The sequence below is a fragment of the Pseudodesulfovibrio nedwellii genome, assembly GCF_027923765.1.
GTDB lineage: Bacteria > Desulfobacterota > Desulfovibrionia > Desulfovibrionales > Desulfovibrionaceae > Pseudodesulfovibrio > Pseudodesulfovibrio nedwellii.
Genome location: NZ_AP026709.1, coordinates 1,359,441 through 1,386,048, shown reverse-complemented (window position 1 = coordinate 1,386,048; position 26,608 = coordinate 1,359,441). Strand labels below are relative to the sequence as shown.

Sequence of the window (26,608 nt, the reverse complement as noted above, 5' to 3'; positions counted from 1 at the left end):
GCTACCTATGGTCCATTTGGTGGGGACTAGGGCATTGTTTGGACCCATCAACGATTGTGGGCCTTTGGAATTTTATAGGCGCAGTGGAGTATGGTTACTGTGCTCGGAAGGTTGGGCTACGGAATATTCGCAAAAAATTGCGCGGGACATCTTCTATAATCGGAAGGTGTCCCGCGCAATTTTTTGCGAACGGTTGTTAATATAGCCAGCTAGACTTTTGGTTTTTGGGGAAGGGGATGACTGTGGTGACATCAAATGTATAGTTGAATGTGTCATCAATGATTACATATATGTTATACTGGACAATTATGAATCACGATGCAACCAATAAACTTGGAGTAGAAGGCGTTACTATTTATTGCGTGAAAAGGAGCGGGGATGACGTGGAGCACAATACTGGCGTGCATTTTAATTTTTTTAGGTGCACTGGTGATGCTGCGAAGCATACTTTATCATAAGAGCTTGATGCTCACCGTCCACGATTCGATAGAAGGGTTCCCAAAACGGACCTCAAGCTTGATAAAAATGCATATGGCCTTCATGGTCTTTTTCTTTTTTGCATATATACTCGTTATTTTTATTTTTATCGGTCATTTCGATGTTGTAAACGATCTGTTTATTGCTCTTGTTTTCTTTTTCGGTGCAGTCTTTGTCTATATTGGAATTATTATTCAGCGGAAGGCCTTTGGTTTGTTGAACAATACCAATAAGGAGTTGCGAGAACATGCCAGAAAGCTTGAAGAGAATCAGGATAAGTTGATCAGACTTAATGATAATCTGAAGATGGAAATCAAACAAAAAGAAATGGCGCAGGAGGCTGAACAACTGAAGTCTGATTTTCTTTCGCAAGTATCTCATGAGTTGCGAACTCCTCTTACTTCCATTTTTGGTTTTACCAAGCTTATAAAAAAAGATTTTGATGTGATCAGTTCAGAGAATGTTATTCCAGAACCTCTTGCAAAAAAAGAGAATAGGATTCGGAAGAATATATCCATTATTTCCTACGAGTGCAGCAGACTGACCCGAATGATTAATAATGTACTTGATCTTGCTAAGATTGAATCGGGTCAGGCTACATGGAACGATGAACCCACTTCGTTGGAAGATGTGCTTCAATCATCGGTAACGGCGGTGGAGGGTCTTGTTCTTGAAAAGCCATCCGTGACGATGACTATCGGTACGCACTCGCCGCTTCCTTCAATGTATTTGGATGTGGATTTGATTACACAAGTCCTTGTCAATCTTTTGAGTAACGCAATTAAGTTTACGGATTCGGGTGAAATCGTCATCACCGCGTCAGTGAATGATAAGCATATAGAGATCGCGGTCAGTGATGAAGGTGTTGGCATGACTGCTGAAAATATCACTAGAATATTCGACAAATATTACGTCGCAAAAAAAGGGAATACTCTCAGTTCTTCCCAACTTGGAACAGGCTTGGGGCTTCCGATTTGTAAGCAAATAGTAGAACACTATCACGGTGAAATTTTAGCCGAATCAGTGCTGGGAAAGGGAAGTTGTTTTTATGTCACGTTTCCTCTCAGTATCATGGTAAAATAGTACTTACTTGAGGGAAAGGAATGGTGGCTATCGGCGGTCTATTTCATGGAACTAGGGCGCTGCTCTGAACCCGGCAGAGGCCGAGAGCCTTTGGAATCATATAGGCGCATTCGTGCATGGTTACTGTGCTTGGAAGGCCGGGGTATGGAATATCCGCAAAAAAACGCGTGTGATATCTTCTGTAATTAGGAAGATATCCCACGCTATTTTTTGCGGACTGCTGCCAACGCCGCCAGTCAAATTTGGTAGAAAATTTAGATGGAAGGATGGCGGTGTAGGGTTATGAATCTTCACAGAGAAGAGCGATTCCAAATCCAATAAAAGAAATACCAGTCAGTTTGTTGAAAATAGCCATTGCTCTTTTTTTTGATAAGAAAGGCGAGGCTAACGACGCTGATATTGCGTAACTTGTCAAAATAATGAAAGAAATTACTTCAATGGTGAGGATTAAAGTTAAGAATTGCGGGATGAAAGTTCTGGCTGGGTCAACAAATTGAGGGAAAAGGGCTGTGAAAAAGGCAATGGCTTTTGGATTGCTGATACCAACTCCCAATCCTTCTTTAAACAGAACCGTAAATTTTTGGTTGTTGATTTGTTGTTCTTTTTGGTGGTTTCTTTTTTGAATACAAGGTGTTTTCCAAGATTTTATACCCAGATATATCAAGTAAAGACACCCGAAAACTTTGAGAATAACAAATAACGAAGATGAAGAGATAATTAAAGCTCCTAGTCCAACTGCAGAAAGTGTCGCCAGCAGAACCATGGCAATAAAGTTTCCTAAGATATTGGCAATAGATGCTTTATAGCCATATTTTAGACTGTTTCGTATGGTGAGAATAACAGCTGGTCCTGGAATGGCAGTAATTGTGATCGCCAGAAGGACGTAGACAACATAATTATTGATCATTGAATTTTATTTATGTTTTTTTTGAAGATGCATTAAAGCCGTGCGCTCAGTGAAAAAAGTGTTTTTATCCCCTTTCCTTTCCTCCAGTTTTTGGAGGCACATCAAATATATTTTTATTATCCAGTCACACGGGTGGGATTGTCGAGGACTCGTTCGATGGCGATGCGGATTTTTGAGTTTATTTCGAAATCTGACAATCGGTTGGACAGAACTATTGATCCGGTCTGGGCGTAACCTGCGGGGATCAGATTCAGAGTGAGTGCATAGATATCCTGAATATCGAGATCTTCGAAAATGAAATCAGGATAGTATTCCTGAATTAATTCCGGGATAAGTGCCGCCACGCGGCTTTCATTTCGATTGATGATATTAGTGACGTTAACGCCGTTGATAATCAATGATTTCTCATGCATATGTGTAACCCTTAAAAGTTCGTGGTTGGCCTAATAAGGTTAAGTATACCTATGTTTTCCGGTCCGTGCAATGCGGCTGGTACATTTTGTGCTATAAAATGTATAGCTTGCTGTTCGATTCAAGTAAATCATTATGTGGAGAGAAGGCTCCTATGTCGACGCAACCTATTGAACAGACTGTACAAGGATACACGTACAAAAGGCCGAAGCGCACACAGGGCGAGGCCGATTTTTCGCTTGGTCCTGAGCAGTCAAAAAAACGACAGGAAACTGATGCCGATATACAAGGGAGTGTGCGGGATCATATTCGTGCGCTTTTGTCGAAGGTTGCTGATGTTGGTGATGATAGAGTGTCGTTCAAGGCCGTGTCGGATTATCATGATGCATTGCAAAGTGGATGGAACCGAGACGTAAGTGACGATCTGGCTGATCTTGGTGTGAACGTGTCGGCACCGTTTCGTTTGTCATATGATCCGGCGGGTGGCGTGACTGTGGCCGGAGATCATCCGCATCGGGAAATGATCAATGCGTATTTCAGTACGAACCCTGCACGGGTGAATGAGCTGGGTGAGATTCTTCAGTTCGGGAAACTGGCAGGCGTTGCAGAAAGCAGGTTGTCGCCGCAGGATATGGAGCAGACGCTTCAGACTGAGGCTATGGCGTGGTGGTATGCATCTAATATGAATACGACGTCACTTTTTACAGGCGGTGGAATGATGTTTGGCGCGGGCGGTGTGGCTTACAAGGGGCTGGATATCCACGTTTAGAACGTGTGTTTTTTTTATGAGTATCGAAAAGACTGAGGCCTGATGTACAGGCCTCGGTCTTTTTTAAGGGAGAATTTTAGTTGTTGTTTTTGAGATACTGTTCGAGTCGGTCCATGCCTTCTTTGATATTGTCCATGGAGGTGGCGTAGGAGAAGCGAATGAACCCTTCTGCACCTTTACCGAAATCGATTCCGGGAGTAACGCCGATCTTTGCTTTTTCCAGAATATCATAGGCAAGCTTGAGTGAACTGCCATCAAATTTTGCGGCCAGATGCTGCATGTTGACGAGCACGTAAAATGCGCCGGTCGGTGGATGCTTGATGTCGAAGCCCATGCCGGTCAGTCGTTCAAGGATGTACAGGCGGCGTTTGTTGTAGGTGGTTTTCATGCGTTCTACGTCGAGTGCGCCTTCCTTGAGTGCGGCCACACCGCCCCACTGAGCCATACTGTTGGCGGAGATGAAGAAGTTTTGGCACGCGGTCTGTAAGGTGCGCATGAATTCAGGCGGGGCAATGAGATAGCCCAGCCGCCAGCCGGTCATGGCATAAAGCTTGGAGAAACCGTTTAGGACAAAGGCGCGGTCAGTGAATTCAAGGATGGAATGTTCTTTTCCTTCGTAAACCAGACCATGGTAAATTTCGTCGGATATGATCCAGAGATTGTATTCTTCAGCCAGTTCGGCAATGGCCTGCATGCGTTCCTTGGAAAGCAGTGTGCCAGTGGGGTTGGCCGGGGAGTTGACGAGAATGGCCTTGATGTTTTTGTTGGCCTTGAGTGCTTCACGAATGGCGGATACGCGGTACTGGAAGGCGTCGTCTTCGGACACTGGGATCTTGACAGGTTCGGCCCCTGCAAAGGTTATGAAATTATCGTAGCAGGCGTAGCACGGATCACTGGTGATGACCTGATCACCGTCTTCTAGAATCGCTGAGAATAGGGCGAGCATGGCCGGGCTGGTGCCCTGTGTGATCGCGATGTTCGCCGAGTCAATAGCAATATCGTACCGTTCGCGATAGTCATCGCAGATGGCCTCACGCAGTTCGATGAGACCCAATGAATGGGTGTAGTGGGTGTGGCCTTTGTCCAGAGCTTCACAGGAAGCGCGTTTGACGCAGTCCGGTGTATCGAAGTCTGGTTCGCCGACTTCCATGTGGATGATGGATTCGCCATTACGCTCCATGGCCTGAGCAGCCTCAAGGATTTCCATGACCAGAAACGGGGTCAGGTCGCTACAGCGTTTTGAAATACTCATGTGATGTGTCCGCCTGTTAAAAAAAAGAAAACCCCGCCCTCGCCGAATTCAGCAAGAGGCGGGGGGATTTTAATCAATGTGAAGTTATTTACGCAACTTCCACGAGTTCAATGTCAAAAATCAAGGTTTCTCCCGCCAAGGGGTGATTACCGTCAAGCGTGACCATCTCTTCGTCGAACGCGGTGACGCGTACGTATGCGGGGTGGTCGTCTTCGGTGCGGATTTCCAGCATGATGCCTTCTTCCAACTCGACGTTCGGGGGAAGTTGTTCCTTGCGGACCTGGAAGACCAGTTCTTCATTGGGATTGCCGTAGCCTTCCTCTGGTGCAATCTCCACGGTCATGGAGTCGCCGACATTCTTGCCGATGACGGCTTTTTCGAAACCGGCGATGACCATACCTTCACCCAATTGGAACTCGAGAGGCTCGCGGCCCTCACTGGAATCGAACTGGCTGCCGTCAGCCTTGAGGGTACCGGTGTAATGGACTTTGACAGTGCTGCCTTTCTGGGCTGCCATAGAATCTCCTGAATGTTGTGTGGTCCCGGAAAGAGTTCGGGAAATGCACTATATATATTTTTTTTGCTTAGAAGTCGAAGTTCATGACCTGACGGATTTCGTCCATGGTCTTTCGGGCGTACGCACGGGCCTTTTCATTCCCTGCGTGCAGGATTTCCTGAACCATTGCATCAGTGCAGGCGGCGCGGCGTTCGTGCAAAGGCGTCAGGAAGGTTTCCATGGACTCCATGAGCACCTTTTTGCAATCAACACAACCCCAGGACGCATTGCGGCAACCTTCCTGAATCTCAGGGAGTCTGGCCGGATCGGTCATGAGCTTGTGGTAGGGGTAGAGGTTGCAAATATTGGGATCACCCGGATCGGATTTGCGCAGACGATTTTCGTCGGTTTTCATGCCGCGCAGTTTAGGCATGATCTCGTCAATAGGCTCGGAAAGCATGATGGAGTTACCATAGCTCTTGGACATTTTGCGACCGTCCAGACCGGGCAGCTTACATTCTTCGGTGAGCATGTCTGCCGGTTCCGGGAAGAGTTCCGTCTTGTTCAGGTGATTGAAGCGACGGGCTATCTCTCGGGTCAGTTCCAGATGCGGAAGCTGGTCCTTGCCTACAGGCACGGCGCACGGCTTGTACATCAGGATGTCAGCAGTCATGAGTACGGGATAACCGAGGAATCCGAAGGTGTTCAGTTCTTTCTGTGCCAGTTCGGTTTTTTGTTCTTTGTATGTAGGACACCGCTCCAGCCAGCCTAGCGGGGTGATCATGGCCAGTAGCAGGTTCAATTCAGCGTGTTCTTTGACCATGGACTGCTGGAAGATGCTGCATTTTTCCGGGTCCAGACCTGCGGCGATCCAATCTTTGACCAGACCGGGAACGAAGCCTTTGGTTCTGGTGGGATCGGCGTATTCGCTGGTCAGGGCGTGCCAGTCGGCCACGAAAAAGAAACAGTCGTACTCTTCCTGGAGTTTGACCCAGTTGGCAATGACGCCGAAGTAGTGACCGAGATGAAGGGGGCCGGTGGGCCGCATGCCTGAAACGATGCGTTGTCTTTCGCTCATGATGAATTGGTGTTGTTTAAAGGGTTACATGGGGATGCCGAGTAGACCGGCCATGGCGCGAACCATAGGCAGAATGATCTCGCCAACCAGTGAAAAGCCGGTGAAGCGTCCCAGCATGATAATGCCGATGAGGAGAATAAAACCATATCGGCTTAGGGACATGAACTTGTAGGCTGCCTGCGGCGGTAGAAAGTACGCGACAACGTTGCTGCCGTCCAGAGGTGGAATGGGCAAAAGGTTGAATACGCCGAGAATAAGGTTCACGAATACGCCATAATAGGCCACAGCATAGAATGCGCTCTGTCCGTTGATGTCAAAAGCGACCATGGCGTGGAAGATCAGCGCAAAAATTGAGGCCAGCAGGAAGTTAATCCCTGGTCCCGCCATAGCTGTCAGCATCATGCCTTGACGTGGGTTTCTGAAATATCGTGCATTAACCGGAACGGGGCGTGCCCAGCCGAACTGGACAAAGAAAAAGGCCAACGTGCCGATGGGGTCCAGGTGCTTGAGCGGGTTGAGCGTCAATCGTCCCTGGGACTTGGCTGTGGGGTCACCGAGCAGATAGGCCACGTAACCATGGGCTACTTCGTGACAAACCAATGCAATGAGCAGGCCCGGAGCCATGATAAGATACAGTTGGAGGTCCTGTGCGGTAATGTCGAACATGCGATGCGGCTACCATGCCGGAGGGCGGCACGGCAAGAGGAATGTCTCAGTAGAAATTGTTGGGCAGGTGCGAAAATTAAACGAAGACACCCCCCGGGATGTGCCTGGAGGGTGTCTGCTAAAAAGATGAAAAGCTGTGTGTGATTAGCTACATACCAGCTTTATTAAGGGCCATACGAACCTTGTCTTTCAGCTCTGAGAGGTCCACTGATTTGACCACATAGTAATCTGCGGCAATGGATTTGAGGTCGTGCTGGAAGGAGTCGTACGCCGTGGAAAGGATGACCGGTATTTGCAGGTCTTTGGTCCTGATTTCCTGCAAGAGGTCAAGGCCGGAGCGGCTGACACCAAGTTTGATGTCCAGAATGACGATGGTCGGGGTTTCTCGTTCCATTACATCGAGGATGTCTTCTTCGCCGTCTGAGGTGGCGACAGTGTATCCGTCAGCTTCCAGTTCTTCCCTGTAGAGCATGCGAATATGTTTTTCATCATCGACAACGAGAATCTTCGGTTGGCTCATGAAATCCTCCTTAGGATTATTCCCTTATTGGCAACATACGCGATTCCCCTCTTTTGGGTCAACAAAGGTTTGGTGTTTTCATTCAGATTCTAACATACCGCCGTGGTACCCCGGAGTGACTGTGTTTTTCGTGTAATTCCCCTCCGAGACAGGGGGCTTGAACAGGACCCGCTTCCTCTGTAGTGTCCACCCACCCGCTGGCCATCAAAGCGACTGGCGGAAAAGGAGACACATATGATTACGGTTAATCTTGAACCGGACGGAGAGCAGATCGAGATGAGCAACACTCGTTCGGTCATTGCTGTGCTGAATAAATTGAAGCTCCGTTCCACCATGGCCATCGTTGTGCGCGACGGCGAGCTGCTCACCGCGGACTGTATGTTGAAAAACGGTGATACGCTCATGGTTCGTAAAGTTACTTCCGCAGGGTAAGGGTATTATTTATGAAATGTATCCGTTGTAAAAAAACTGCCTGCGTCGCATTGCCCAGTCATCATTCCGGGTTTTGTAAGGATTGTTTTCCGCTTTTCTTCACCAAACAGGTGGAAACCGCCATCCGTCGGGAAAAGATGTTCACCCATGATGAGCGTATTCTTGTGGCACTGTCCGGTGGCAAGGATTCTTTGGCTTTGATGCTTGAGCTGAAATTGCAGGGGTATGATGTTACAGGCCTGCATATTGACCTCGGCATTCCCAATTCTTCGGGAAAAGCGCGTAAGAAAGTCGAGGATTTTTGTGATCTGCATGATCTCGACCTGTGTGTGTTTGAAATGGAGAAGTGGGGGTTGCCCATCCCGGACATCAAGCAATACGTCAAACGTCCGGTCTGTTCCGTGTGTGGCAAGATGAAGCGACATCATTTTAACCGGATTGCTCGGGAAGAGGGTTTTGATGTGCTCGCTACCGGTCATAATTTGGATGATGAAGTGGCGCGACTCTTCGCAAACACTCTGCGTTGGGATACGGCATATTTATCCGATCAGGGGCCGACCCTGCCTGCCAGTGATGGTTTTGTGCGTAAGGTCAAGCCGCTGTTTCGATTGAGTGAATTCGAGACCGCCAACTACGCCTTTCTTAAGGGTATTGAAATACATTCGGACCCATGTCCGTATGCTTCAGGTGCAAGTTTTACTCACCATAAGGAATTGTGGGGAGAACTTGAATATCGTAGCCCCGGGCAGAAGTTTCAGTTCTATCAATCCTTTCTCAAGAAGGGGAAGCCTGCATTCGCTAATTTGGAGAAGGAGACCGGAGATGAACTCAATCCGTGCATTGAATGTGGATCGCCAACCAGTGCCGGCACATGCTCGGTCTGTCGCATCAAGGCGGCTGTGAAGGCGAGCAAAGCCGAGGCCGAGGTCGAGTAACCCATGCCTACACCGAAGGTTTCCGTGACTATGCCTTGCTTTAATTGCGGGGAGACCGTGAGTAAGGCGCTCGACAGTCTGCTTGTTCAGACGTGTGCGGATTTCGAAGTGGTGGCCGTGGATGACGGTAGTAATGATAATACAGCGGGAATCCTGGCCGAATATGCGCGCCGGGATTCCCGTATTCGTGTTGTGTCCATCGAGCATGGTGGCGTGATTACGGCGGCTAATGCGGCTATTGAGGCGGCTTGTGGCAGGTATATAGCTCGCATGGATGCGGATGATGAGTCGTTGCCGGAGCGGTTGGCGGCTCAGTCTAGGCTGTTGGATGAAAATCTGGATGTCGGGTTGGTTGGCTGTCGTATCCGATTCGGCGGGTGTCGTGAAGCTTGTGCTGGGTATGCCCATTATGTAGATTGGACCAATACGGTCCTCTCGCATGAAGCCATTACTTTGAATCGGTTCGTTGAATTTCCAGTGCCCAATCCATCCATCATGTATCGAAGGGAGTGCATCGACGAACACGGCATGTATCGTGATGGAGATTTCCCTGAAGATTACGAATTGCTGCTGCGGTGGTTGGAAGCAGGCGTGCGCATGATGAAAGTGGATGAGGAACTGCTCATTTGGAATGATCCTCCCACACGATTGTCGCGCAATCATCCCAGATATGATGTGGATGCCTTTTATCGTATCAAGACCGAGTATCTTGCACGGTGGTTGGCTCGGAATAATCCGTTGCACCCCGTGGTCCATATACTTGGCTCAGGACGGACCACTCGTAAACGGGCAGATCTTTTGCTCGCTCATGGTGTGGAATTTGCGGCCTATTATGACATCGACCCGCGTAAGATAGGTCATATCGTTAACGGGGTGCCAGTGGTTGATCGCAATGATATTCCCGGTGCAGGCGAGGCGTTTTGTTTGCCGTACGTAGCCAGTCGGGGAGCACGTGAAGATATCGCCGAGTTCTTGAATGGACGTGGTTATGAATTGGGGCGCGATTTCATACCAGTAGCCTGATGTTTTCTTCTCTCGGTCAATCTGGCATGGTCAAGTCATGACTGATCAAAATACCATCCAGAGTGCGTCTGATTCCAAGCCGAGAAAGCCGTGGCTGGCAGGACTGCTTTCCCTTTTGTTTACCGGTTTTGGTCAAATATATAACGGTCAGTGGAAAAAGGGCGTTGGTTTTTTCGTGGCCGAGTGGGTGTACTCTTTGGCCATGATTCCGTTTTGGTCAGATTTTGTCTCGACACTATTGTGTCTCGCCATATTGTTGGGCTTCAATGTATTCGTGGCGTGGGAGGCTTTTGCTTCTGCCAAAAGGCTTCGGGAATTTAGTCCCGGACCATGGAATCGTTGGTGGGTGTACGCTCTCTGTCTGTGCGTGAGTCTGGCATCCGGTCTTGTCTTTGATCATTTGATGTCTCAATCTTATGAGGCATATAAGGCCCCGTCCGGTTCAATGCTGCCCACTTTGAAAATTGGGGATCATTTTATTGTGGAGACTTTGGCCTTAGATTATGCCGTGAAGCGAGGGGATATCGTGATTTTTCCGTTCCCGGAAAATGAGCATGTCGATTTTATCAAACGAGTAGTCGGACTTCCCGGCGAGACCGTTGAGATTCGTCAACGACAAGTGTTTGTTGATGATAATCCGCTTGAAGAATCGTATGTGCAACACACCAAGACGAGCATAGTACCAGTACGTGACGACTTCGGGCCTTTGACATTGGGGGCGGAGGAGTATTTCGTTCTCGGTGATAATCGTGAAGCTAGTTACGATTCCAGATGGTGGGGGCCGGTCCAACGAGTAAAGATCAAGGCCAAAGCCAAGTATATTTATTTCCCCGGCGAATTTGAGTCAGAGTCATGGGCGGATCGTCTCGGCGTTGAAATTCGCTAGGCTACCAGAATTCAGGAGCGGCCAGCAGTCCGTCTGACTGGTTGATGACCAGCGGATGGACTTCCTTGATGCCGAGAGTGTCCATGTAACCCAACACTAGAATAAGATTGGTCAGGCGGGTGGCGGCGAATTCACTTTCAAAGTCTTCGTCGTTTTTGCCAGTCCATTTTTCCAGCGCCTTGGCGACATCGTCGCGGGTGAAGACTTTGTCACGTCTGCCTATCTGTTCGGGGATTCCGTAATAGTGCACACCGCCGATACCGGCCACAATCATGTTGGAATGACGTAGGCGGGATGTGATGAGCGGGGGAATGGATGTGGCGGCGTGGGTCTTGATGTTGGTGAGAGCAGAGGCAACTTCGTCGGCATTGACTGGGTTGGGGGAAGAGACTGTGGCGATGTTTTTTCCCTGAATGGTGCCGATGACCACATTTTTGAAGGAGACTGAAGCCATGGGGTCAATGTAAAAGAGAAGGCCACCATCCATGTGTCGGGCAGTCATCTGCATGCTGCCGCCACCGATGTCCCATACAAGTAGGTCCCGAGACGAAAAATCTAATGCCTGTCGTACCGCGTGGTAGCTGAGCATGGCAGCTTGTTGTTCGGAAACAATCCGGCTGGGGATACCTGTTTCTTCTTCGATGCGGACAAAGTAGGCCCGACCATTTCTGGCAGAGCGGAATACGGCCCCACCTGCGGCAGAGTATTCTTTAACGTTTTGCTTAACCGCAATACGTTTCATTTCTTCAAGGGCCTTGATGCCCGCGTTCATGATGTCACGGCTGAGATTTGAATCGTAGGATCGGGCGAGGTCTTCTGCGAAATCTATTTTTTCCGACAGGGTTTCAATTGTTTTGATGATCTGGCCGGTGGATATGTTCACATCGGCGATAGTGCATTTGATGACGGCGGAGCCTATATCGAATGCGGCACGACGCACCGATGATTCTGATTGGGCAAAGCCGTTCGTGGCACAGACCAGACAGAGGATAAGGCCCATGAGTTGGACGAGTCGAATTGATAAACGCATGTTTCTCCCGATGGAATGTTCTTCCACCCGATATGCTATCGGAAAAGGTATCAGTTCGCAATGTTCGAGGCGCAGGGATTTCGGTTATTCTTGAGTGGATCGATAGGTCTTACGATTTCTTCTGAGTTGGTATTGTCTGACCGCATTATTGTGTTCTGATAAGGATTTACTGAAATAATGCGACCCGTCCCCTTTTGCTACGAAATACAGAAATGAATGATCTTCAGGGTGGACGGCGGCCAGAAGTGCATCAAGACCCGGTGAACAGATTGGCCCCGGAGGCAGGCCGCGAATGACGTACGTGTTGTATGGATTCTTTTTGTCCAAAATGTGACTGCGCCGAATGTTTCCGTCAAAAGCTGGCCCAAGACCATAAATGATGGTTGGGTCCGCCTGGATGAGCATCCGTTTCTTGAGGCGGTTATGAAAGACCCCGGAAATTCGCTTTCGCTCCGAGGTGTTGCCAGTTTCTTTTTCGATGAGTGAGGCGAGCGTGACCATCTTGTTCATCTCTTCAAATTCTGGCAGACCCTCAGGCCAGACTTTGGCCGCGTTTTTGAAGAATTCCTTAAGCATGATTTCGGCCATGTATCGAGATTGGTCACCCCTTGGCGGGGTGAGCAGATATGTCTCCGGGAAGAGATATCCTTCGGCATTTTTCGCTTCAAGGCCGTATTTTTTTAAAAGTTCAGGGTCGACTATGGCTTCAGCAAAATTTTTATAGCTGCCCAACTGTGCTGCCTGAATTTTGTCGGCGGTTTGCCACCATGTCAGACCCTCGCGGATCGAGGCTTTTTTCATGATTCCGGCTGATGAACTGAGTTCATGGAGAATTTGATCGGGCGTCCATCCAGTCGAAAGTTTAAACTGTCCTGCGCGGAGTGATGACGTTTTGCCGGTTTGTTGTGCCAACTTGAGAAAACGACGGGTATCCGTGATCAGGCCATTTTTTTTGAGATTGGCTGAGATGGTAGTGAAAATTTGACCGGGTTCCACGCGAAACATGATGTCTTGTCCAGGGGATTCCGGTGGTACGGTCAGAAATTGTTCTTCAAGCCATGCCTTATGCCAGACATAGCCGCCCGCACCAATGCCCGCGAGAAGAAGCAGGCTGAGAAATGATATTATGATTGTCCGCTTTCGATCCATGAGCGCAATATGATGACGGCGGCCTGACTGTCCAGGGCCATCTTTCGTTTTTTGCCGTAGAGACCGGCAGCGTTGAGTTCTTCTTCGGCTTCAGCAGAGGTCAACCGTTCGTCCATCAGGTGGATGGGCTGTTCGATGCGTCGTCCCAGACTTTCGGCAAAATTGCGGGCCTGACGAGTGGTCAGGGTGTCTCCTCCGTCCAAAGATAATGGGAGACCTACCACAACGGTTTCAATTACTTCATTGTGTATGATTTCGAGCAGTTCGTCAAAGAGGGCGTTTCGTGAAGTGCGGACAATAGTCTTGAACGGCGAGACAAGTGTGCCTGTGCGGTCGGACACGGCAAGGCCCACGCGTTTTAGGCCGAAATCAATGCCGAGCGCACGCATACTATTCTTCTTCCCGAGTGTGAGCGGGGGGGCAGTTTGTGTCGTGTTTCATAATCTTTTTATTGTCCATGCGTGTCTTCATCGAAAAAGTCCGCCCAAACAAAGCATTTGAGCGGACTCTGGTCAATGTAAAAACGAGGTCAACTCAATATTTTGAACATGATCGGGATGGTAATGCCACTGGCCAAGGTGGTCAGGAAGACCATTCGAGATGCCAGTCCGGCATTGCATCCATAGGTGCGGGACAACGCCACGGTGAGCAGGGCTGAGGGCATGGCCGCTTCCAATACCAGTACGTGCACTTCCCATGTCTCCAGGGCCATAAACACGGTTGGCATCCATATCATGATAGGTTTCAGGATGAGTTTGTTTGCGGCTACGGCGACACCTGCCAATGCCACGGAGCCGAGGTCTTGAAAATGGAGGAGGACGCCCACGAGTAGGGTGACCATCAATGTGTTGGCTGCGCCTGTTACGTCGAGGGCTTGCATGATGGTCCCCATGATAGGGCCGTCTGTCGGGAGTTTGAAGGCGGACCAGACAAGTCCGGCTACTACTGAGATGAAAATGGGGGAACGGAAAAATCCTAATGCTGCCTTGAAACGAGCCTCTGGGGATGCGCCTTCACTGCCATAGTATATGGCGATCATTGTGCCGATGGTGAAGAGTGCCGGACCTACGCCGATTTCTGAAACCATGACAGCTTCGGTCATTGCGCCAGTGTTCCCCGGAAAGACCTGGCTGATGAGTGCGTATCCAAGCAGCGAGGAACTACCAAAGCCGGAAACGAGAATCATGGCCCCGCTAGAGGGACGATCCAATCGGAGAGCCTTGGCCGCAATCCAGCCTAGGCCAAGAGCTAGGAGTTCGGCCATCAGCATGATGAGCGCGAGCCATGCTTCATCCCAAATGATGGAGGTGCGGGCTAATGAAACAAAAATGAGTGCTGGCAGGGTGGCGTGCGTTACGAGCTTAGCAAAGACACCACCATGTTCTTCGCGGACAAAACCTTTGTGCCGCAGGAAGGCCGCAAAGCAGATCAGGCCGAGTAGAATCGCAATGGATGCAATGAGGCGAGCGTAGATTGTCATGGTAGGCTCCTTTGGAACAGGAGCCTACCTTGTCAGACATTTTGGGTCAAACTTGGGTCGGAATTAGTTATCCGAGCCTTTGCGTTCAACTTTTTCTAGCAAGTCCTTGAGTTCTTTTTTCCATTTTTTCCCGCCCACGGCTTCGGCCAGATATTCCACGGCGTGAAGGACCCGGTTGGGGCGTTTCATCTGGAGCATGGACCGTTTTATACCGACTTTGCAGGACGGGCAGCCGACCACGATGGGTTTTTCTCGGTTGTGGCCGAGATCCTCAGTGAGTTGGTCCTGTTTGCATTCGCGCAGCCGGTTGTAAATGCCAGGTGAAGTCAAGGCGCCGAGGCCGGATTCTCCGCAGCAGCCGGGTGAGAGGCTCACCTCAGCACCGGTCAGTTCGGCCAGTGCCGTGCGATACAGTTCCGGGGCCTTGATTTTGGGTGCGTCCACCCATTCTGCATGACAGGCAGCGTGGTACACGATGGACTCGGACTGGCGGATGGAAGGCAATCGTTCGATGAGGAATTGGACTACGTCCATCTGCTTGAGCGGTTCTTCCATTTCACCGGTGAAGTCGTAGCTTTCCAGCGATTCACGACAGGTACCGCAGGCTGTGAGCAGAGTGGTAGCCTTGAGGCCCGCCTTGCCGGTTTTGACGAACAGGTCAAGGAATTCCTGTATGTTGCGATGACGGTTGGTTTTGTATGCCTCTTCACAACCCGAAGCGAGCAGTGGATATCCACAGCACATGTGGTGGTCGGGCATGACCACGTTTACGCCGGATTTGAGAAGCAGGTAGACCGAGGCCATACCGATGGAATGGGAGAAGAGTGATCCTCCACAACCCGGAAAGTAGAGCACGGTGTTATCGCTTGCGGCTCTGGGATTTTTGAAGACTGAGCCGCCTTCCAATTCCAGAGTTTCAAACAGATTTCGGAAATCTATGTGAGGACTGCGACTTTTGACGATCGGGGATTCGATGCGAGAAAGCCAGCGGGCCGGTATCATGCCCAAGGTCTTATCCTGAAGGGATTGTCCGACAGACAGGAACTTTGCAACGACCGGCAGGTTGGATGCCGGATTTTTGGCGACGTTGCGTAAAATAATTTGTTTGAGCTGATGGCCTGATTTGCCCTTGGAATCGAGGAATGACCGCATGGACAGAGCGGCCCCGGCAGAGTCAATCTTGACAGGACAGGCTGCTTGGCATTTGCCGCAGGCTGTGCAGTGATCCATCAGGTTGCGCAGTTCAGCCATGAGCGAAGGAGCGGGCTCGCCGGTTTGCACCTGCGAATAATAAATGCCTTCAATGAGCGCGCCGAGACTGATGTTTTTGTTGCGCGGGTGGAATAAAAGTCCTTTGGCTGGAAGGTACATGGGGCAGACCTGTTTGCATTTGCCGCAGCGGGTACAGGTCTGAATGTTTTTCAAAAGCCCCATGAGGGCTTCCTTGTCCTTGAGCGCAGTGGCGTCGAGGTCCTTGATCAGTCTGTTGAATGAGAAAGTGAATGGCACACTTGGCAGTTTTCGTGCGGTGAGCTTTCCCGGATTAAGGATGTTGTTTGGGTCTACATCTTTCTTGTAATCAGACAAATCCTTAATTTTTTTGTCGCTCAGGAAGGCGATCTTGGTGATGCCGATGCCATGTTCGCCAGAGACTTCACCGCCCATTTCCAAAACTTTGGTCATGACTACTTCAGCGGCTTCGTGGGCTGAGGCGAGCATCTCCGGGTCGTTGGAGTTGACCGGCAGGTTGACGTGGCAGTTGCCATCGCCTGCGTGCATGTGGTTGGCAATGACGATGCGCCGAAGCTGCATGTCCTGCCACATGGCTTTGATTTCGCGGTCCAGACGAGGGTAGGAATCACGCAATTTCAGGAACAGGTAACGGCATTGAGCCTCCTGTTCGGTGTCGGAAAAGTCATGGGACGTTACTTTGCCGCTCAGAATATCGTCGATGCGACCAAATGCTTCTCTTATGTCAGCATCATCGTCGTTCACGCCGGACATGGCACGGACCTTTTCAAGGGTGGTGCGGTATATTTTTGCCAGATAGATGAGGTTCAGATCTTCGAGGAAGTCGGAGAATTCCGGGATGACATCCATGGGAATGACAACGTCTTCGTTGATTTTGAAACCTGAGGTGCGTTTGGCAATGGCCGACAGCTTGTGCCGGTCCTCCCAGAACAGTTCGCCTTCTTTGTCGTCACGGGCAGCAAATATGTCCACGCCGTCAAAGGGCTGGGCAATGGCCAGCACGTTCTGGCATGCCGCGTCCAGTGCTTCCTTGTCGTCGGAATCCAGTTGCAGAATGAGGACGGAAATCGGGTTGCCTTCGTACTGGGTGGATTTGGTTTGGTAGTCGATGGCCTGTACGTATTTGGGGCCGAATTCTTCCAGAGCGGAAATCTTTACCAGATCGCCTTCTTCTCGGATGGTGTCGCGCAGGCCGACAACGTCCTTGATGACGAGCATGGCATTGCGCATGGAGCGTCCAAAGAATTCAAGGCAGAGCACTCGAGAGTTCTTCAGGGCCGGATAACAGACGAATCGGGCTACGGTGATAATGCCGTCTGTGCCTTCCTTCTGTACGCCGGGCAGGCCGCCCAGATATTTGTTGGACACGTCCTTGCCGAGGCCTTTGCCACGGATTTCGCTGCTGTCGAGTTCGACAGTGTCGATTTTGTGTCCATTTACATCGAAGATTTCAAAGGTTGCAGTTTCACCTTCATAAATTTTGTGACGTGGGTGATCCTTACGGCGGACTTCGATGAGCGAGCCGTCTGGTTTAACCATCCGGTAGCTCAGGATGTTGTCGATGGTGGTGCCGTATTCAAAGGCGAACGGGCCACCGGCGTTTTCGGAAATGTTGCCGCCAATGGAAGAACCTGCCTTGGAAGCCGGGTCCACGGTGAAAAGGACATCCTTTTTGGCAGCAGCTTGAATGGCGTTCAAGGTAATAACACCGGATTCCAATGTCAGGATGTGATTTTCCTGATCAACGTCCAGAATATCCTTGAATCGGGTCAGGGACAGGATGACGGAGCGAGTTTCTGCCGGGATGGCTCCACCTGTTGCTCCGGTGCCGCCACCGCGCGGGATGATGCCGAAGTGCATTTCGTTGGCGAGTTTGACGATGCCCTGAATCTGCGCTTCGGTTTCGGGAAAGAGGACGAGCATGGGCAGTTCCATGCGCAGGTCGGTGGCGTCGGTGGCTGATTCTACACGGGAGTGCGGTGCGTCACCAATGCCGTCTTCGGGCATGAAGTGTTCGAGTTGCTTAATGATCTGTTCGCGAAAGGTGATTTCTCGGTCATAGCGTTCCCAGAACAGTTCGATTCCTTTGGTCAGGATCGTGCCGAATTCTTTGTCGAGGGAGGGCCTGGACATGTTCAGGCGACGAGCAACTGATTTTTTTACCAGTGAGGCGTCGATGAACGGATTATAGCGCACCAGAAAAAGTTCGGCGGCAAGATTGGCGGCGAGTTTTTTTACATCCTCGGGCCAGTGTGCATATTGCTCCATCTCTACCACGCCCAGGGCGCGGGTGATGAGCTGTTCGTCTGATATTGAAATGTGGGGTCCGAGCTGAGCCATGTCTTATTACTCCATGGGAAATTGGTGAAGAGAGAGTAAATAAGTACTTTTCCCCCGAATGGCAAGCGTTGGGGCGCATAAGAAATATGAAAATCTGGTGCTATTTGATGGTGTCGTTTCTGGACATTGCGCACTCTCCGGTATACTGAACGACGACATTTTTTCATCTTTTTTGTTCTACATCCACAGAGAGAGGATTCGCCATGAGCCTGTCTAAATTCGCACAACTCAAGCTTTTTATTACCGGTCCCACCTATATTCGTGACGACGTCAAGGCTGCGGCAATGTTGCCGGAATTTGGTCATCGCGACAGTGAGAATGAATTGCGTTTCGGTCCTATCCGTCAGCATCTGCGAACACTGGCTGGATGTGGTGACGATTACGAACCGATTCTGGTTTTGGGGTCTGGATCTTCTGCCATGGAAGCGTCCATTCGTTCACTGGTAGCTGATGATGAAACTTTGCTTAACGTATCTGTCGGAGCGTTCGGTGACCATTATCAGACGATCGCCGTTGCCAACGGAAAGCAATCCACGAATCTCAAATTCGAGTATGGTCAGCCTATCAATTTGAATGTGCTGGAGCAGAAACTCAAAGATCTGCGGCCGGATGTTGTTTCTTTTACTCACAACGAGACATCCACTGGTGTCACCAATGATATGAAGGCTGTGTGCGCGCTTATTCGCCAATATGACGCCATGCCCTTGGTTGATGGAGTGTCCATTTTTGGCGGAGCTGATCTGGATTTGTCGAATTCCGGGGCTGCCATGTATGTAACTGCTACACAGAAGTCTTTGGCTTTACCTGCCGGATTCGGTATCGGATTCGTGTCCAGGGAGGCCGAGGAAAAGGCTGCTCGTGTGACCAACAAGGGCCATGCTCACGACATCACCCGTCAGCTTGTCTGTGCTCGTAAAAATCAGACTTTAACCACACCCAATGGCACACTCGCCAACCAGATGGCTGTGCAGCTTGATCGAATCGTCAACGAGGAAGGCGTGGAGAATCGCTTTGCCCGTCATATTCAGATGCGCGGCATGGTTGAAGAATGGGTGGCCGGTCTGGATGGTTTCGATATGTTCGTGCCGGAAGGGTATCGGTCCGTGACCATGTCCACTGTCATTTGTCCTGAAGGCGTGACACAGGCTCAACTCAAGGGTGGCGTGAAGGAAGCCTTGCGAGAAGAAGGCTATCTGATGGACCCTGGCTACGGAAAGCTTAATGTTCAGTTGGAAAAAGAGGGCAAACGTCAGATTATCCGTATTGGTCATATGGGCGATATTACCCCTGACATGCTTACCGAGTATCTGGCTGCGCTTGAAGTGGAGTTGAAAAAACTGTAATTTTTGGATATTTTAATAGACTTTTTGTTGAAATTGAAAAGGCCCGGTGTTGATGCACCGGGCCTTTTTTGCGTTGTTATTTTCTGGATAACAGCCAGATGACATGCACCAAGCCGGGGAAGTATCCGAGGAGAGTCAGCAACAGGTTCACCCAGAATTGTAGGCCAAAGCCGACTTTCAAAAATGCGCCTATGGGCGGGATAAGTACGGAAATGATGATACGAAGCAGTTCCACGTGAGCTCCTTTGAAAAAGGTGAGTACTATAATCTCCTATTACCTACTTTTGTGGTTTGTATCAATCATATATCGGGAACAATGTCTTTGGTTGGTGGCGGAAGGGCGAGGCCGAGCTTCTGGTTGATTTCAGGAGTGAAGTATTCCGTAATATGTGCATACGGGATAGTTACCACCTGTTCGCCTGATGAATAGGGAGCCACCTGATAATGCGGGAAGATAAAAACTATGCCTTGGTCGTTGAGGATGAATCGTGAAAAATTCTCTTCCAGCGATTTGGTGCCGGAAAAGATCATGTCCTTGATTTCCGGGCCAAGTGTCCGCAGCAGAACGGCGCGGCACATGGAGGAAACAGCAGGGAGTGCCGTATTCATGTCCGTGAAAAGTTCTTCTAGTGTGATGGTCGTGCCGTTTGTCATGTCGAAGACCCATGTCATGGGCCAATGGTTTGGGTGGGCGCCACCTGAATAGACTTCAACATCAAGTTTAATCGAAGCGAATCGTTCGGAAGCGGCCGCCCAGACACTGTAGTTCATGGTCATTTCATATTTGTGCGGGAATTCTGACAGGTCATGGTCAGGATCGAACTTTTTGAAATCGAACAAGCGATGTCCCACCCAGTCGCGGATGGTGCGATTGGCGGCCTCTGCACAGAGAACAGGATAGCGGGTGTCCACAATGAAACCGGCGGTCTCTTCCGCTACATGGATTTCAGACAGGACAAGCGGGGTGCATTTTGTCCCAGCCATAATGAGTGCCGGGGTGAACAGGATGAGCATGATCGCGATCGAAAAAGTGCGGATGGCGTGCATGGTTTTTCCTTTATGATTTGAGGAGTAGTTTCCTTTGCCCCCAGACCGCCTGACCTAAGGAAATACATCCGTCATTGGGTGGAAGTTGGCGGTGTATTAATGGAATCAACCCTACATTTTCAAGGGCCTGCGGCAATTCTGTGGCGAGCGTCAGGTTTTGCATGACGCCACCGGACAGGGCCACGTGATGGATATCCAGCACCATGGAAAAAGAATAAGCCATTTCTGTCAGGCCGTTAATCAGCCCTCGGTGGAATCGGCGGGCGATAATGGAAACAGGCACCTTGTTTTCCAGATCTTCCAATACAGCTTGTACCAGAGAAAGTGTGTTCAAGGAAACGGGGTCGTCGGATTGGAGCGGACAAGGATATGTTCCGGTTTCAGACATATCCTGCGCTTTTTCTAGCAGGATGGCGGCTTGCCCTTCATAACTGATGATGTCGACCAGTCCACAAAGCGCAGCCACGCCGTCAAATAACCGCCCGCAACTGGATGTTTCTGGTGCATTGATGGCCTTTTCCAGAATTTGCGGCAGGAATCGACTTTGGGTTTCAAAATTTGTGAGCCATGGCCATTGGTATTTCCCTGATTCCTTGATGCCAAGTTTCCAGAGTGCGGCCTGAGCTATACGCCATGGTTCTTTGACTGCTGCCTCTCCGCCGGGTAGTCGGATGTGGGAAAAGTGGGCCAGTCGTTGATGTTCTAGTTCTTCGGGTATGACCATGAGACATTCGCCGCCCCAGATGGTGCCGTCTTCACCGTAGCCTGTGCCGTCGAGGGCCAGCCCGATGGCGGGGCTAGTGTGTTTGTTCTCGGCAAGATTGGCATATATATGAGCGTAGTGGTGTTGTAACGTCGCTACGGGAATGTCCAGTTCCTTGCCGATGTCCTCGGCCAGAGTGGATGTCATGTAATCCGGGTGCAGGTCTCGGACGATCAGCTTCGGTTTAACCTGAAGGATATCTTGTAAATGGGTCCGGATTTCCTTGTGGAATTCCAGTGTTTCCAGATTGGACATGTTGCCGATGTGCTGACTGGTGAAAGCTTGATCTCCCTTGGTCAGGGTCATGGTACATTTTAGTTCAGGCCCCATGCCTAAAACGGTCGGACCTTTTTCCGGGATAAAGACGGGTGCAGGGACGAATCCACGTGCGCGGCGCATGAAAATGGGATTGTCGGTGGCAGGGTTCACGCGGACCACGGAGTCGTCTGTGCGAATAAGAATGTCCCGGTTGTGAAAGAGAAAAATATCCGCAATATCGTGGAGTCGTTTAAAGGCTTCTTTGTTGCCCAAACAAATGGGTTCGGAACTCATGTTGCCGGAGGTCATGACCAGAGCCGGAATGTCGTGCGGTGTGGCGGCGGCAAAATCATTCAGCAGGATGTGGTGCAGCGGAGTGTAGGGAAGCATTATCCCCACGAAATTTGTGTCGGGTGCAACCTGTTCTGCCAGTGGAAACGGTTCGTGTTTGGCGGCGAGCACAATGGGGCGATGCAATCCGGTCAGCCATTTTTCTTCTGCCGGAATGATGTCGGCCAATTGGCGAGCGTGAGTCATGGTCGGGATCATGACGGCCAGCGGTTTGTCCGGGCGGTGTTTGCGTTGGCGCAATGTCGTCACGGCTTCGTCTGCCATGGCATCGCAGACGAGATGGAAGCCGCCAAGTCCTTTGATCGCCGCTATCTTTCCTTTGGCAAGTTCAATAGCAAGTTGCTTAAGCGCTTCGTCGCCTTCAGCAATGGTCGAACATTCTCCATCTGTGAGCCAGACCGTGGGGCCGCAATCAGGACAGGCATTTGGCTGCGCATGGAATCGGCGGTTGAGTGGGTCTTCGTATTCTTCCAGACAATCATTGCAGAGTGGGAAGCAGGCCATGGAGGTCTGAGGACGGTCATACGGTATTGATCGAGTGATGGTGTAACGAGGACCGCAGTTGGTGCAGTTGGTGAACGGGTATCTGTATCGACGGTTGGTCGGATCAATCATGTCATTCAGACAGTCCTGGCAAGTAGCAACGTCTGCACTGATGAGAACAGAATGTCCCTTCCCACCAGTGGATTTGAGGATGGTGAAATCCTTTTCGTCGTCCACGACAGGCAATTCTTCAAAATCCAGAGTGATGATTTTGGCTAATGGCGGTAGCTTTTCAGCCAGATCTTCTGAGAAGCCAGTGACTTGTTTCAGGGTTCCTTGAATTTCGATGAGAACACCCGCGGAAGAATTGTTGACCGTGCCCGAGACGTTGTTGTCCAAAGCGGTTCGGTAGACGAAGGGTCGGAATCCGACGCCTTGTACTTGCCCGGTGATGGTAAACTTCTGCCGCATGAGAGTCATGGGGAGTCCATACAACTCCAAGCCGTAAAGTGCAAGAAAATCACTGTTTTTTGAAATACTTCAACAAACTGCGAATTCTGCCTTTGATAACTCGAGAGGGTGCGAAGGAAAGTTCGCGCTCCGGCGACATGGTGAAACCGAGAATGTCGAATCCAGAGGGGGGGGCAATCGGGAAGTCGAGTTCCTGTATGTTTGCGCCGGAAATATTGCGAGTCAAAGCTTCGTCCCAGAGCGGGATACGGTCTGGCGTCAAACCCAGTACGGTATAGGCAGCTGTGTCCATGGCAATGCCGTTCGTAGATGCGCTCAGTAGACCGAGTGGGAACGGTTCGCCGTTAATGGGGCCATCTTTGTGCATGGCGTGGACTCCATCCATGAGATGATGGCAATGAGGCAGGGCGGCGTATACATCCATGAGCATGGCGCGGAATATTTTACGGTTATGCCCGAGGTGATTGTGAGCCATGGCCTTGCGGAATCCCACCACGCAACCGAACAGATTCTTGACCGCACCAGTCATGACCATTTGGCAATGAACCTTGAGCTTGGGCATGTTGAGAATGAGATCTGCATCAAGCGCATCCTGTGATAAACCGATTGTGCCGCCGTGCGATAATTCCAGCGGCATCGCTCGTTTCAAGCTCGTGACCTTGAGGCCAAGTTGGCCGACTACCTGCGTCAATCCTGAGTTGTGGGCTACATATGCGGCAGGGCCGAGTGCCGGGGAGTCTGCCACAGTCACAAGGGCGTCGTGATCGAGAAGCCATGCACAGACTGCTTTGACCATTGCAGGATGGGTGGTGCAGTGCCGAGCGTTCTTTCCGTTGACCAAGTTCGGTTTGACCAGCACTCGTTGGCCGGGAGAGATGGTCAAACCCGATGTTGTCAGCACCTTGTCCACGGCAAATTTTAATGGCGTGGGGGCATAGTCGTGGACGTGGTCGATGGCAACTGTTGGACGCATGGCAATTACCATAGGCAGGAGTCGGGGTGTTTACAAGATAAAGCGGTTGCTTCTGATCGAAAGAAAAGGAAGAATGTCGCTGATGCATACTTTGATTTCATTGACCAATGTGATTGTGACCCGTGAAGGCAAAACCCTTCTCGGTCCGTTGTCGTGGCACCTTGAGCGTGGTCGCCATGTGGCTGTAACCGGTTTTAATGGAGCCGGAAAAACCACGTTTCTTCGTCTTGTGCGTGGTGAGTTGCTGCCGGATTCGGGCGGTGAACGAGTCTATGACTTCGGGCAGGGAGAACAGCGTTCCGTGCTTGGGTTGCGTCAGCGAATCGGCATGGTCTCGACGGATATGCAGGATTTTTATGGCTTGCATACGCCGCATGTTACAGGCCGGAATGTAATTCTGGCCGGATTTTTTGATACCCCGATTCTTTATGATGTGCCGACTCCTGAACAGGAGGCCTCGGCTGATGAAATCATTGATCTTTTTAATATTCTTGATTTGGCGGAGAGTCCGTTAGGAACACTTTCCACAGGTCAGGTGCGTAAACTGCTTGTGGCTAGAGGATTGGTGCCCAAGCCTGATGTCTTGCTGCTGGATGAATGTCTGGACGGTTTGGATACACAGTCTCGTGGCGAAGTGCTTCAAATGCTCAATAAAGCTGGGGAGCGGACCACGTTGGTGTGTGTCGCGCACCGAGCTGGAGACTTGCCGGAGTGCATTGCGCACGCCATAATTCTTGATCGGGGTATAATCATATCGGAAGGCGGCAGGGATGAAGCCTTGTTGGCATTGCAGGCCAGTGCACCGGATCTTGTGGCTTGTGATTTGCCTGTGACAGCTTCCGATTCGAATATGGAATATCTTCTGCGTATGGAACATGTTTCGGTGGTACAGGACGGATCACGTATCCTACATTCCATTGACTGGGAGATATTGCCCGGTGAGAATTGGATGGTGGTCGGTGCAAATGGTGCAGGGAAATCCACGTTGCTCAAATTGATCATGAGTGAGATTGCGCCATATGCAGATGATGAAGAGGGTGTGGGCGTGATTCAGCGGTTGGGCGGCATGACCATGGATGAGGCGCGTCCCTTGATTGGTGTTGTGTCGCCGGACCTTCAGGCTAACTATGCGCGTGAACTGGGGTGGGAGGTGACGGCGGAAGAAACTGTCATGTCCGGTTATCGTGGGAGCGTGGGGATGTTGGACGAACCGACGGGTCAAGAAAAGCTCGGGGCGGCACAGTGGCTCGAAATGGTTGGGCTGACTGGATTTGAGTCTCGGCGATTGCGTCATATGTCATATGGTCAACAGAGAAGAGTCTTTTTGGCACGAGCAATGGCTCCGGGGCCGAAGCTGCTATTGCTGGATGAGCCTTTATCAGGGTTGGACAGCGGCTCTCGCGCATTTATGAGAGATATTATTCAACGGCTGGCAGAGTCTGGGACCCCTCTTGTCCTTGTTACGCATCATGCTGATGACAGGGTGCCAGCTCTTAATCGCGTGTTGATGTTGAAGCAAGGCCGGTTGCGGTTTAGTGGACTGCGTGCTGAATACGGCATAGGATAATTGGATAAAACTTTTTTTTAAGTGAAATGAATAAATTTAAAAAAACACTTGACATCTCCCGTTTTTTAACAAACTGTCCTCATGAATGTACCAGTGAAGCCCATGGGGGCGAGGTCTAAATGTTGGCCGGTGCTGGTTGGAAATAGAACAGGTATATCGAGAAGCAGTGTGCGCATCGTGTACACTGCTTCTTTCTTTATTTATCGGTGCATCTGCATCATATCACTTTTCAGGAGTTTATTATGTCCAAGAACATCTACGTCGGCAATCTGCCCTGGTCCGCAACCGAAGACGAAGTCCGTGCTGCTTTCGAAGCATACGGTCAGGTTTCTTCTGTCAAATTGATCGAAGACCGTGAAACCGGTCGCCCCCGCGGCTTTGGTTTTGTCGAAATGGATGATGACTCCGGCGCTTTGGAAGCTATCGAAGCTCTGGACGGCAAGGATTTCGGCGGCCGTAACATCAAGGTCAACGAAGCAAAGCCCCGCGTGGAGCGTCCCCGCTGGTAGTTTTTCGCTTTCAAGCGTAAGCTGGCTATAAAAGCCCGTCTCTCTTTCGGGAGGGACGGGTTCTTTTATCTGATTCTTTCAGAATCGGACATATTTTTACAAGGAGATCGTCTTGGCAAAGCCCAATTACAAGTTCGCAAAGCGTCAGAAAGAATTGGCTAAGAAAAAGAAGAAAGAAGAGAAGAAACAGCGCAAGTTGGCAAAGGCGCAGGAACCATTTGATACGGCAGAAGATGGCGAAGAAAACGGCGAAGCCGTCGAAGGTGCCGTCGAAGAAGATTCTCAAGATACCGTTGATGATACTGCTGAAGAAAACAAGGAAACTGCTTCCTAGTTGTTTCAGTGTATCTGGAACAATGCGCCATTCACATTGCAAATATGCTGATCAACGAGTAATGTTTATACATCAACTCATCGGAGGCTGCCGTGCGGTGTGAAGGCGAAGTGACTTGGTTTAACGAACAGAAAGGGTTTGGATTCATTGTCGATGAAGACGGACATGATGTTTTTGTTCACTATACCGAAATAGTTCGTGATGGGTTTCAGACCTTGGAACCGGGCGAATATGTGACCTTTGGTCTGATCGACGAGGAAACCGGTCCCAAGGCGGTTGATGTCCGCCTTAAGAACGACGGCTCCCCGTCGACGTTACTTTAGA

Annotated in this window: 27 protein-coding genes; 11 read left to right on the top strand and 16 right to left on the bottom strand. The window is 50.3% G+C overall.

What is annotated here, in order from left to right; genetic code table 11:
* The first annotated feature begins 378 nt into the window (after positions 1 to 378).
* A complete protein-coding gene (locus SYK_RS06660) occupies positions 379 to 1,560 on the top strand; it encodes a sensor histidine kinase (protein ID WP_281762808.1) in 1,182 nt (393 codons plus the stop codon).
* 280 nt (positions 1,561 to 1,840) lie between these two features.
* Here the strand turns inward: SYK_RS06660 and SYK_RS06655 are convergent, their stop codons facing one another.
* Positions 1,841 to 2,467, bottom strand: a complete 627-nt coding sequence (locus SYK_RS06655; RefSeq protein WP_281762807.1) for a LysE family translocator — start codon at positions 2,465 to 2,467, stop codon at positions 1,841 to 1,843.
* Between the two features lie 116 nt (positions 2,468 to 2,583).
* A complete protein-coding gene (locus SYK_RS06650; protein WP_281762806.1) occupies positions 2,584 to 2,880 on the bottom strand; it encodes a late competence development ComFB family protein in 297 nt (98 codons plus the stop codon).
* A gap of 152 nt (positions 2,881 to 3,032) precedes the next feature.
* On the opposite strand from SYK_RS06650, the gene SYK_RS06645 reads away from it, so the two are divergent.
* Positions 3,033 to 3,647, top strand: a complete 615-nt coding sequence (locus SYK_RS06645; RefSeq protein WP_281762805.1) for a hypothetical protein — start codon at positions 3,033 to 3,035, stop codon at positions 3,645 to 3,647.
* A 76-nt stretch (positions 3,648 to 3,723) separates the two neighbouring features.
* On the opposite strand, the gene SYK_RS06640 is transcribed toward SYK_RS06645, so the two are convergent.
* The 5 genes from SYK_RS06640 to SYK_RS06620 form a co-directional block, all read right to left on the bottom strand.
* The gene (locus tag SYK_RS06640) at positions 3,724 to 4,899 is read right to left on the bottom strand and encodes a pyridoxal phosphate-dependent aminotransferase (RefSeq protein WP_281762804.1); all 1,176 of its coding nucleotides are present in this window, start codon (positions 4,897 to 4,899) and stop codon (positions 3,724 to 3,726) included.
* Positions 4,900 to 4,987: 88 nt separating this feature from the next.
* Entirely contained in the window at positions 4,988 to 5,416 is a 429-nt protein-coding gene (locus tag SYK_RS06635) for an FKBP-type peptidyl-prolyl cis-trans isomerase (RefSeq protein ID WP_281762803.1), read from the bottom strand.
* Between the two features lie 67 nt (positions 5,417 to 5,483).
* Entirely contained in the window at positions 5,484 to 6,473 is a 990-nt protein-coding gene (gene trpS, locus SYK_RS06630) for a tryptophan--tRNA ligase (protein WP_281762802.1), read from the bottom strand.
* A gap of 24 nt (positions 6,474 to 6,497) precedes the next feature.
* A complete protein-coding gene (locus SYK_RS06625; protein WP_281762801.1) occupies positions 6,498 to 7,139 on the bottom strand; it encodes a site-2 protease family protein in 642 nt (213 codons plus the stop codon).
* A 148-nt stretch (positions 7,140 to 7,287) separates the two neighbouring features.
* Entirely contained in the window at positions 7,288 to 7,659 is a 372-nt protein-coding gene (locus tag SYK_RS06620; protein ID WP_281762800.1) for a response regulator, read from the bottom strand.
* 234 nt (positions 7,660 to 7,893) lie between these two features.
* Here SYK_RS06620 and SYK_RS06615 point away from each other — a divergent pair, with 234 nt between their 5' ends.
* Genes SYK_RS06615 through lepB form a run of 4 tightly spaced genes read left to right on the top strand, consistent with a single transcriptional unit; the run spans position 7,894 to position 10,935 of the window.
* Positions 7,894 to 8,091 (top strand): ubiquitin family protein, encoded by a 198-nt coding sequence (locus SYK_RS06615; protein WP_281762799.1) that lies wholly within the window; start codon positions 7,894 to 7,896, stop codon positions 8,089 to 8,091.
* 11 nt (positions 8,092 to 8,102) lie between these two features.
* Complete coding sequence (locus SYK_RS06610; RefSeq protein ID WP_281762798.1) at positions 8,103 to 9,026, top strand: TIGR00269 family protein; 924 nt, start codon at positions 8,103 to 8,105, stop codon at positions 9,024 to 9,026.
* A 3-nt stretch (positions 9,027 to 9,029) separates the two neighbouring features.
* The gene (locus SYK_RS06605) at positions 9,030 to 10,049 is read left to right on the top strand and encodes a glycosyltransferase (RefSeq protein WP_281762797.1); all 1,020 of its coding nucleotides are present in this window, start codon (positions 9,030 to 9,032) and stop codon (positions 10,047 to 10,049) included.
* 37 nt (positions 10,050 to 10,086) lie between these two features.
* On the top strand, positions 10,087 to 10,935 hold the full coding sequence (gene lepB, locus SYK_RS06600; protein WP_281762796.1) for a signal peptidase I: 849 nt from the start codon (positions 10,087 to 10,089) through the stop codon (positions 10,933 to 10,935).
* 1 nt (position 10,936) lies between these two features.
* Here the strand turns inward: lepB and SYK_RS06595 are convergent, their stop codons facing one another.
* The 5 genes from SYK_RS06595 to SYK_RS06575 form a co-directional block, all read right to left on the bottom strand.
* Entirely contained in the window at positions 10,937 to 11,965 is a 1,029-nt protein-coding gene (locus SYK_RS06595; RefSeq protein WP_281762795.1) for a Ppx/GppA phosphatase family protein, read from the bottom strand.
* Positions 11,966 to 12,049: 84 nt separating this feature from the next.
* Positions 12,050 to 13,114: an endolytic transglycosylase MltG gene (mltG, locus tag SYK_RS06590; protein ID WP_281762794.1), complete on the bottom strand. Its 1,065-nt coding sequence runs from the start codon at positions 13,112 to 13,114 to the stop codon at positions 12,050 to 12,052.
* Entirely contained in the window at positions 13,090 to 13,503 is a 414-nt protein-coding gene (ruvX, locus tag SYK_RS06585) for a Holliday junction resolvase RuvX (RefSeq protein ID WP_281762793.1), read from the bottom strand. The genes mltG and ruvX overlap by 25 nt, the downstream gene beginning before the upstream one ends.
* Positions 13,504 to 13,643: 140 nt before the next feature.
* Entirely contained in the window at positions 13,644 to 14,594 is a 951-nt protein-coding gene (locus tag SYK_RS06580) for an AEC family transporter (protein WP_281762792.1), read from the bottom strand.
* A 63-nt stretch (positions 14,595 to 14,657) separates the two neighbouring features.
* Entirely contained in the window at positions 14,658 to 18,185 is a 3,528-nt protein-coding gene (locus SYK_RS06575; RefSeq protein ID WP_281762791.1) for an FAD-binding and (Fe-S)-binding domain-containing protein, read from the bottom strand.
* Between the two features lie 203 nt (positions 18,186 to 18,388).
* On the opposite strand from SYK_RS06575, the gene SYK_RS06570 reads away from it, so the two are divergent.
* The gene (locus SYK_RS06570) at positions 18,389 to 19,528 is read left to right on the top strand and encodes a pyridoxal-phosphate-dependent aminotransferase family protein (protein ID WP_281762790.1); all 1,140 of its coding nucleotides are present in this window, start codon (positions 18,389 to 18,391) and stop codon (positions 19,526 to 19,528) included.
* Positions 19,529 to 19,604: 76 nt separating this feature from the next.
* Here SYK_RS06570 and SYK_RS06565 read toward each other — a convergent pair whose 3' ends face one another.
* From SYK_RS06565 to SYK_RS06550, 4 genes are all read right to left on the bottom strand, one after another.
* Positions 19,605 to 19,763 carry a YqaE/Pmp3 family membrane protein gene (locus SYK_RS06565; protein WP_281762789.1) on the bottom strand — a complete coding sequence of 53 codons (159 nt, stop codon included), beginning with the start codon at positions 19,761 to 19,763 and terminating at the stop codon, positions 19,605 to 19,607.
* A gap of 65 nt (positions 19,764 to 19,828) precedes the next feature.
* Positions 19,829 to 20,575, bottom strand: a complete 747-nt coding sequence (locus SYK_RS06560; protein ID WP_281762788.1) for a DUF3298 and DUF4163 domain-containing protein — start codon at positions 20,573 to 20,575, stop codon at positions 19,829 to 19,831.
* A gap of 10 nt (positions 20,576 to 20,585) precedes the next feature.
* A complete protein-coding gene (gene hypF, locus SYK_RS06555; RefSeq protein ID WP_281763245.1) occupies positions 20,586 to 22,910 on the bottom strand; it encodes a carbamoyltransferase HypF in 2,325 nt (774 codons plus the stop codon).
* A 40-nt stretch (positions 22,911 to 22,950) separates the two neighbouring features.
* Positions 22,951 to 23,874, bottom strand: a complete 924-nt coding sequence (locus tag SYK_RS06550; protein WP_281762787.1) for a DUF362 domain-containing protein — start codon at positions 23,872 to 23,874, stop codon at positions 22,951 to 22,953.
* Between the two features lie 82 nt (positions 23,875 to 23,956).
* On the opposite strand from SYK_RS06550, the gene SYK_RS06545 reads away from it, so the two are divergent.
* The 4 genes from SYK_RS06545 to SYK_RS06530 all read left to right on the top strand — a co-directional run bounded on the left by SYK_RS06545 (position 23,957) and on the right by SYK_RS06530 (position 26,607).
* Entirely contained in the window at positions 23,957 to 25,441 is a 1,485-nt protein-coding gene (locus tag SYK_RS06545; protein ID WP_281762786.1) for an ABC transporter ATP-binding protein, read from the top strand.
* A 242-nt stretch (positions 25,442 to 25,683) separates the two neighbouring features.
* Entirely contained in the window at positions 25,684 to 25,950 is a 267-nt protein-coding gene (gene rbp, locus SYK_RS06540) for an RNA-binding regulator (protein ID WP_281762785.1), read from the top strand.
* A gap of 112 nt (positions 25,951 to 26,062) precedes the next feature.
* Positions 26,063 to 26,284, top strand: a complete 222-nt coding sequence (locus SYK_RS06535) for a hypothetical protein (RefSeq protein ID WP_281762784.1) — start codon at positions 26,063 to 26,065, stop codon at positions 26,282 to 26,284.
* Between the two features lie 92 nt (positions 26,285 to 26,376).
* A complete protein-coding gene (locus SYK_RS06530; RefSeq protein WP_281762783.1) occupies positions 26,377 to 26,607 on the top strand; it encodes a cold-shock protein in 231 nt (76 codons plus the stop codon).
* Position 26,608 lies beyond the last annotated feature (1 nt).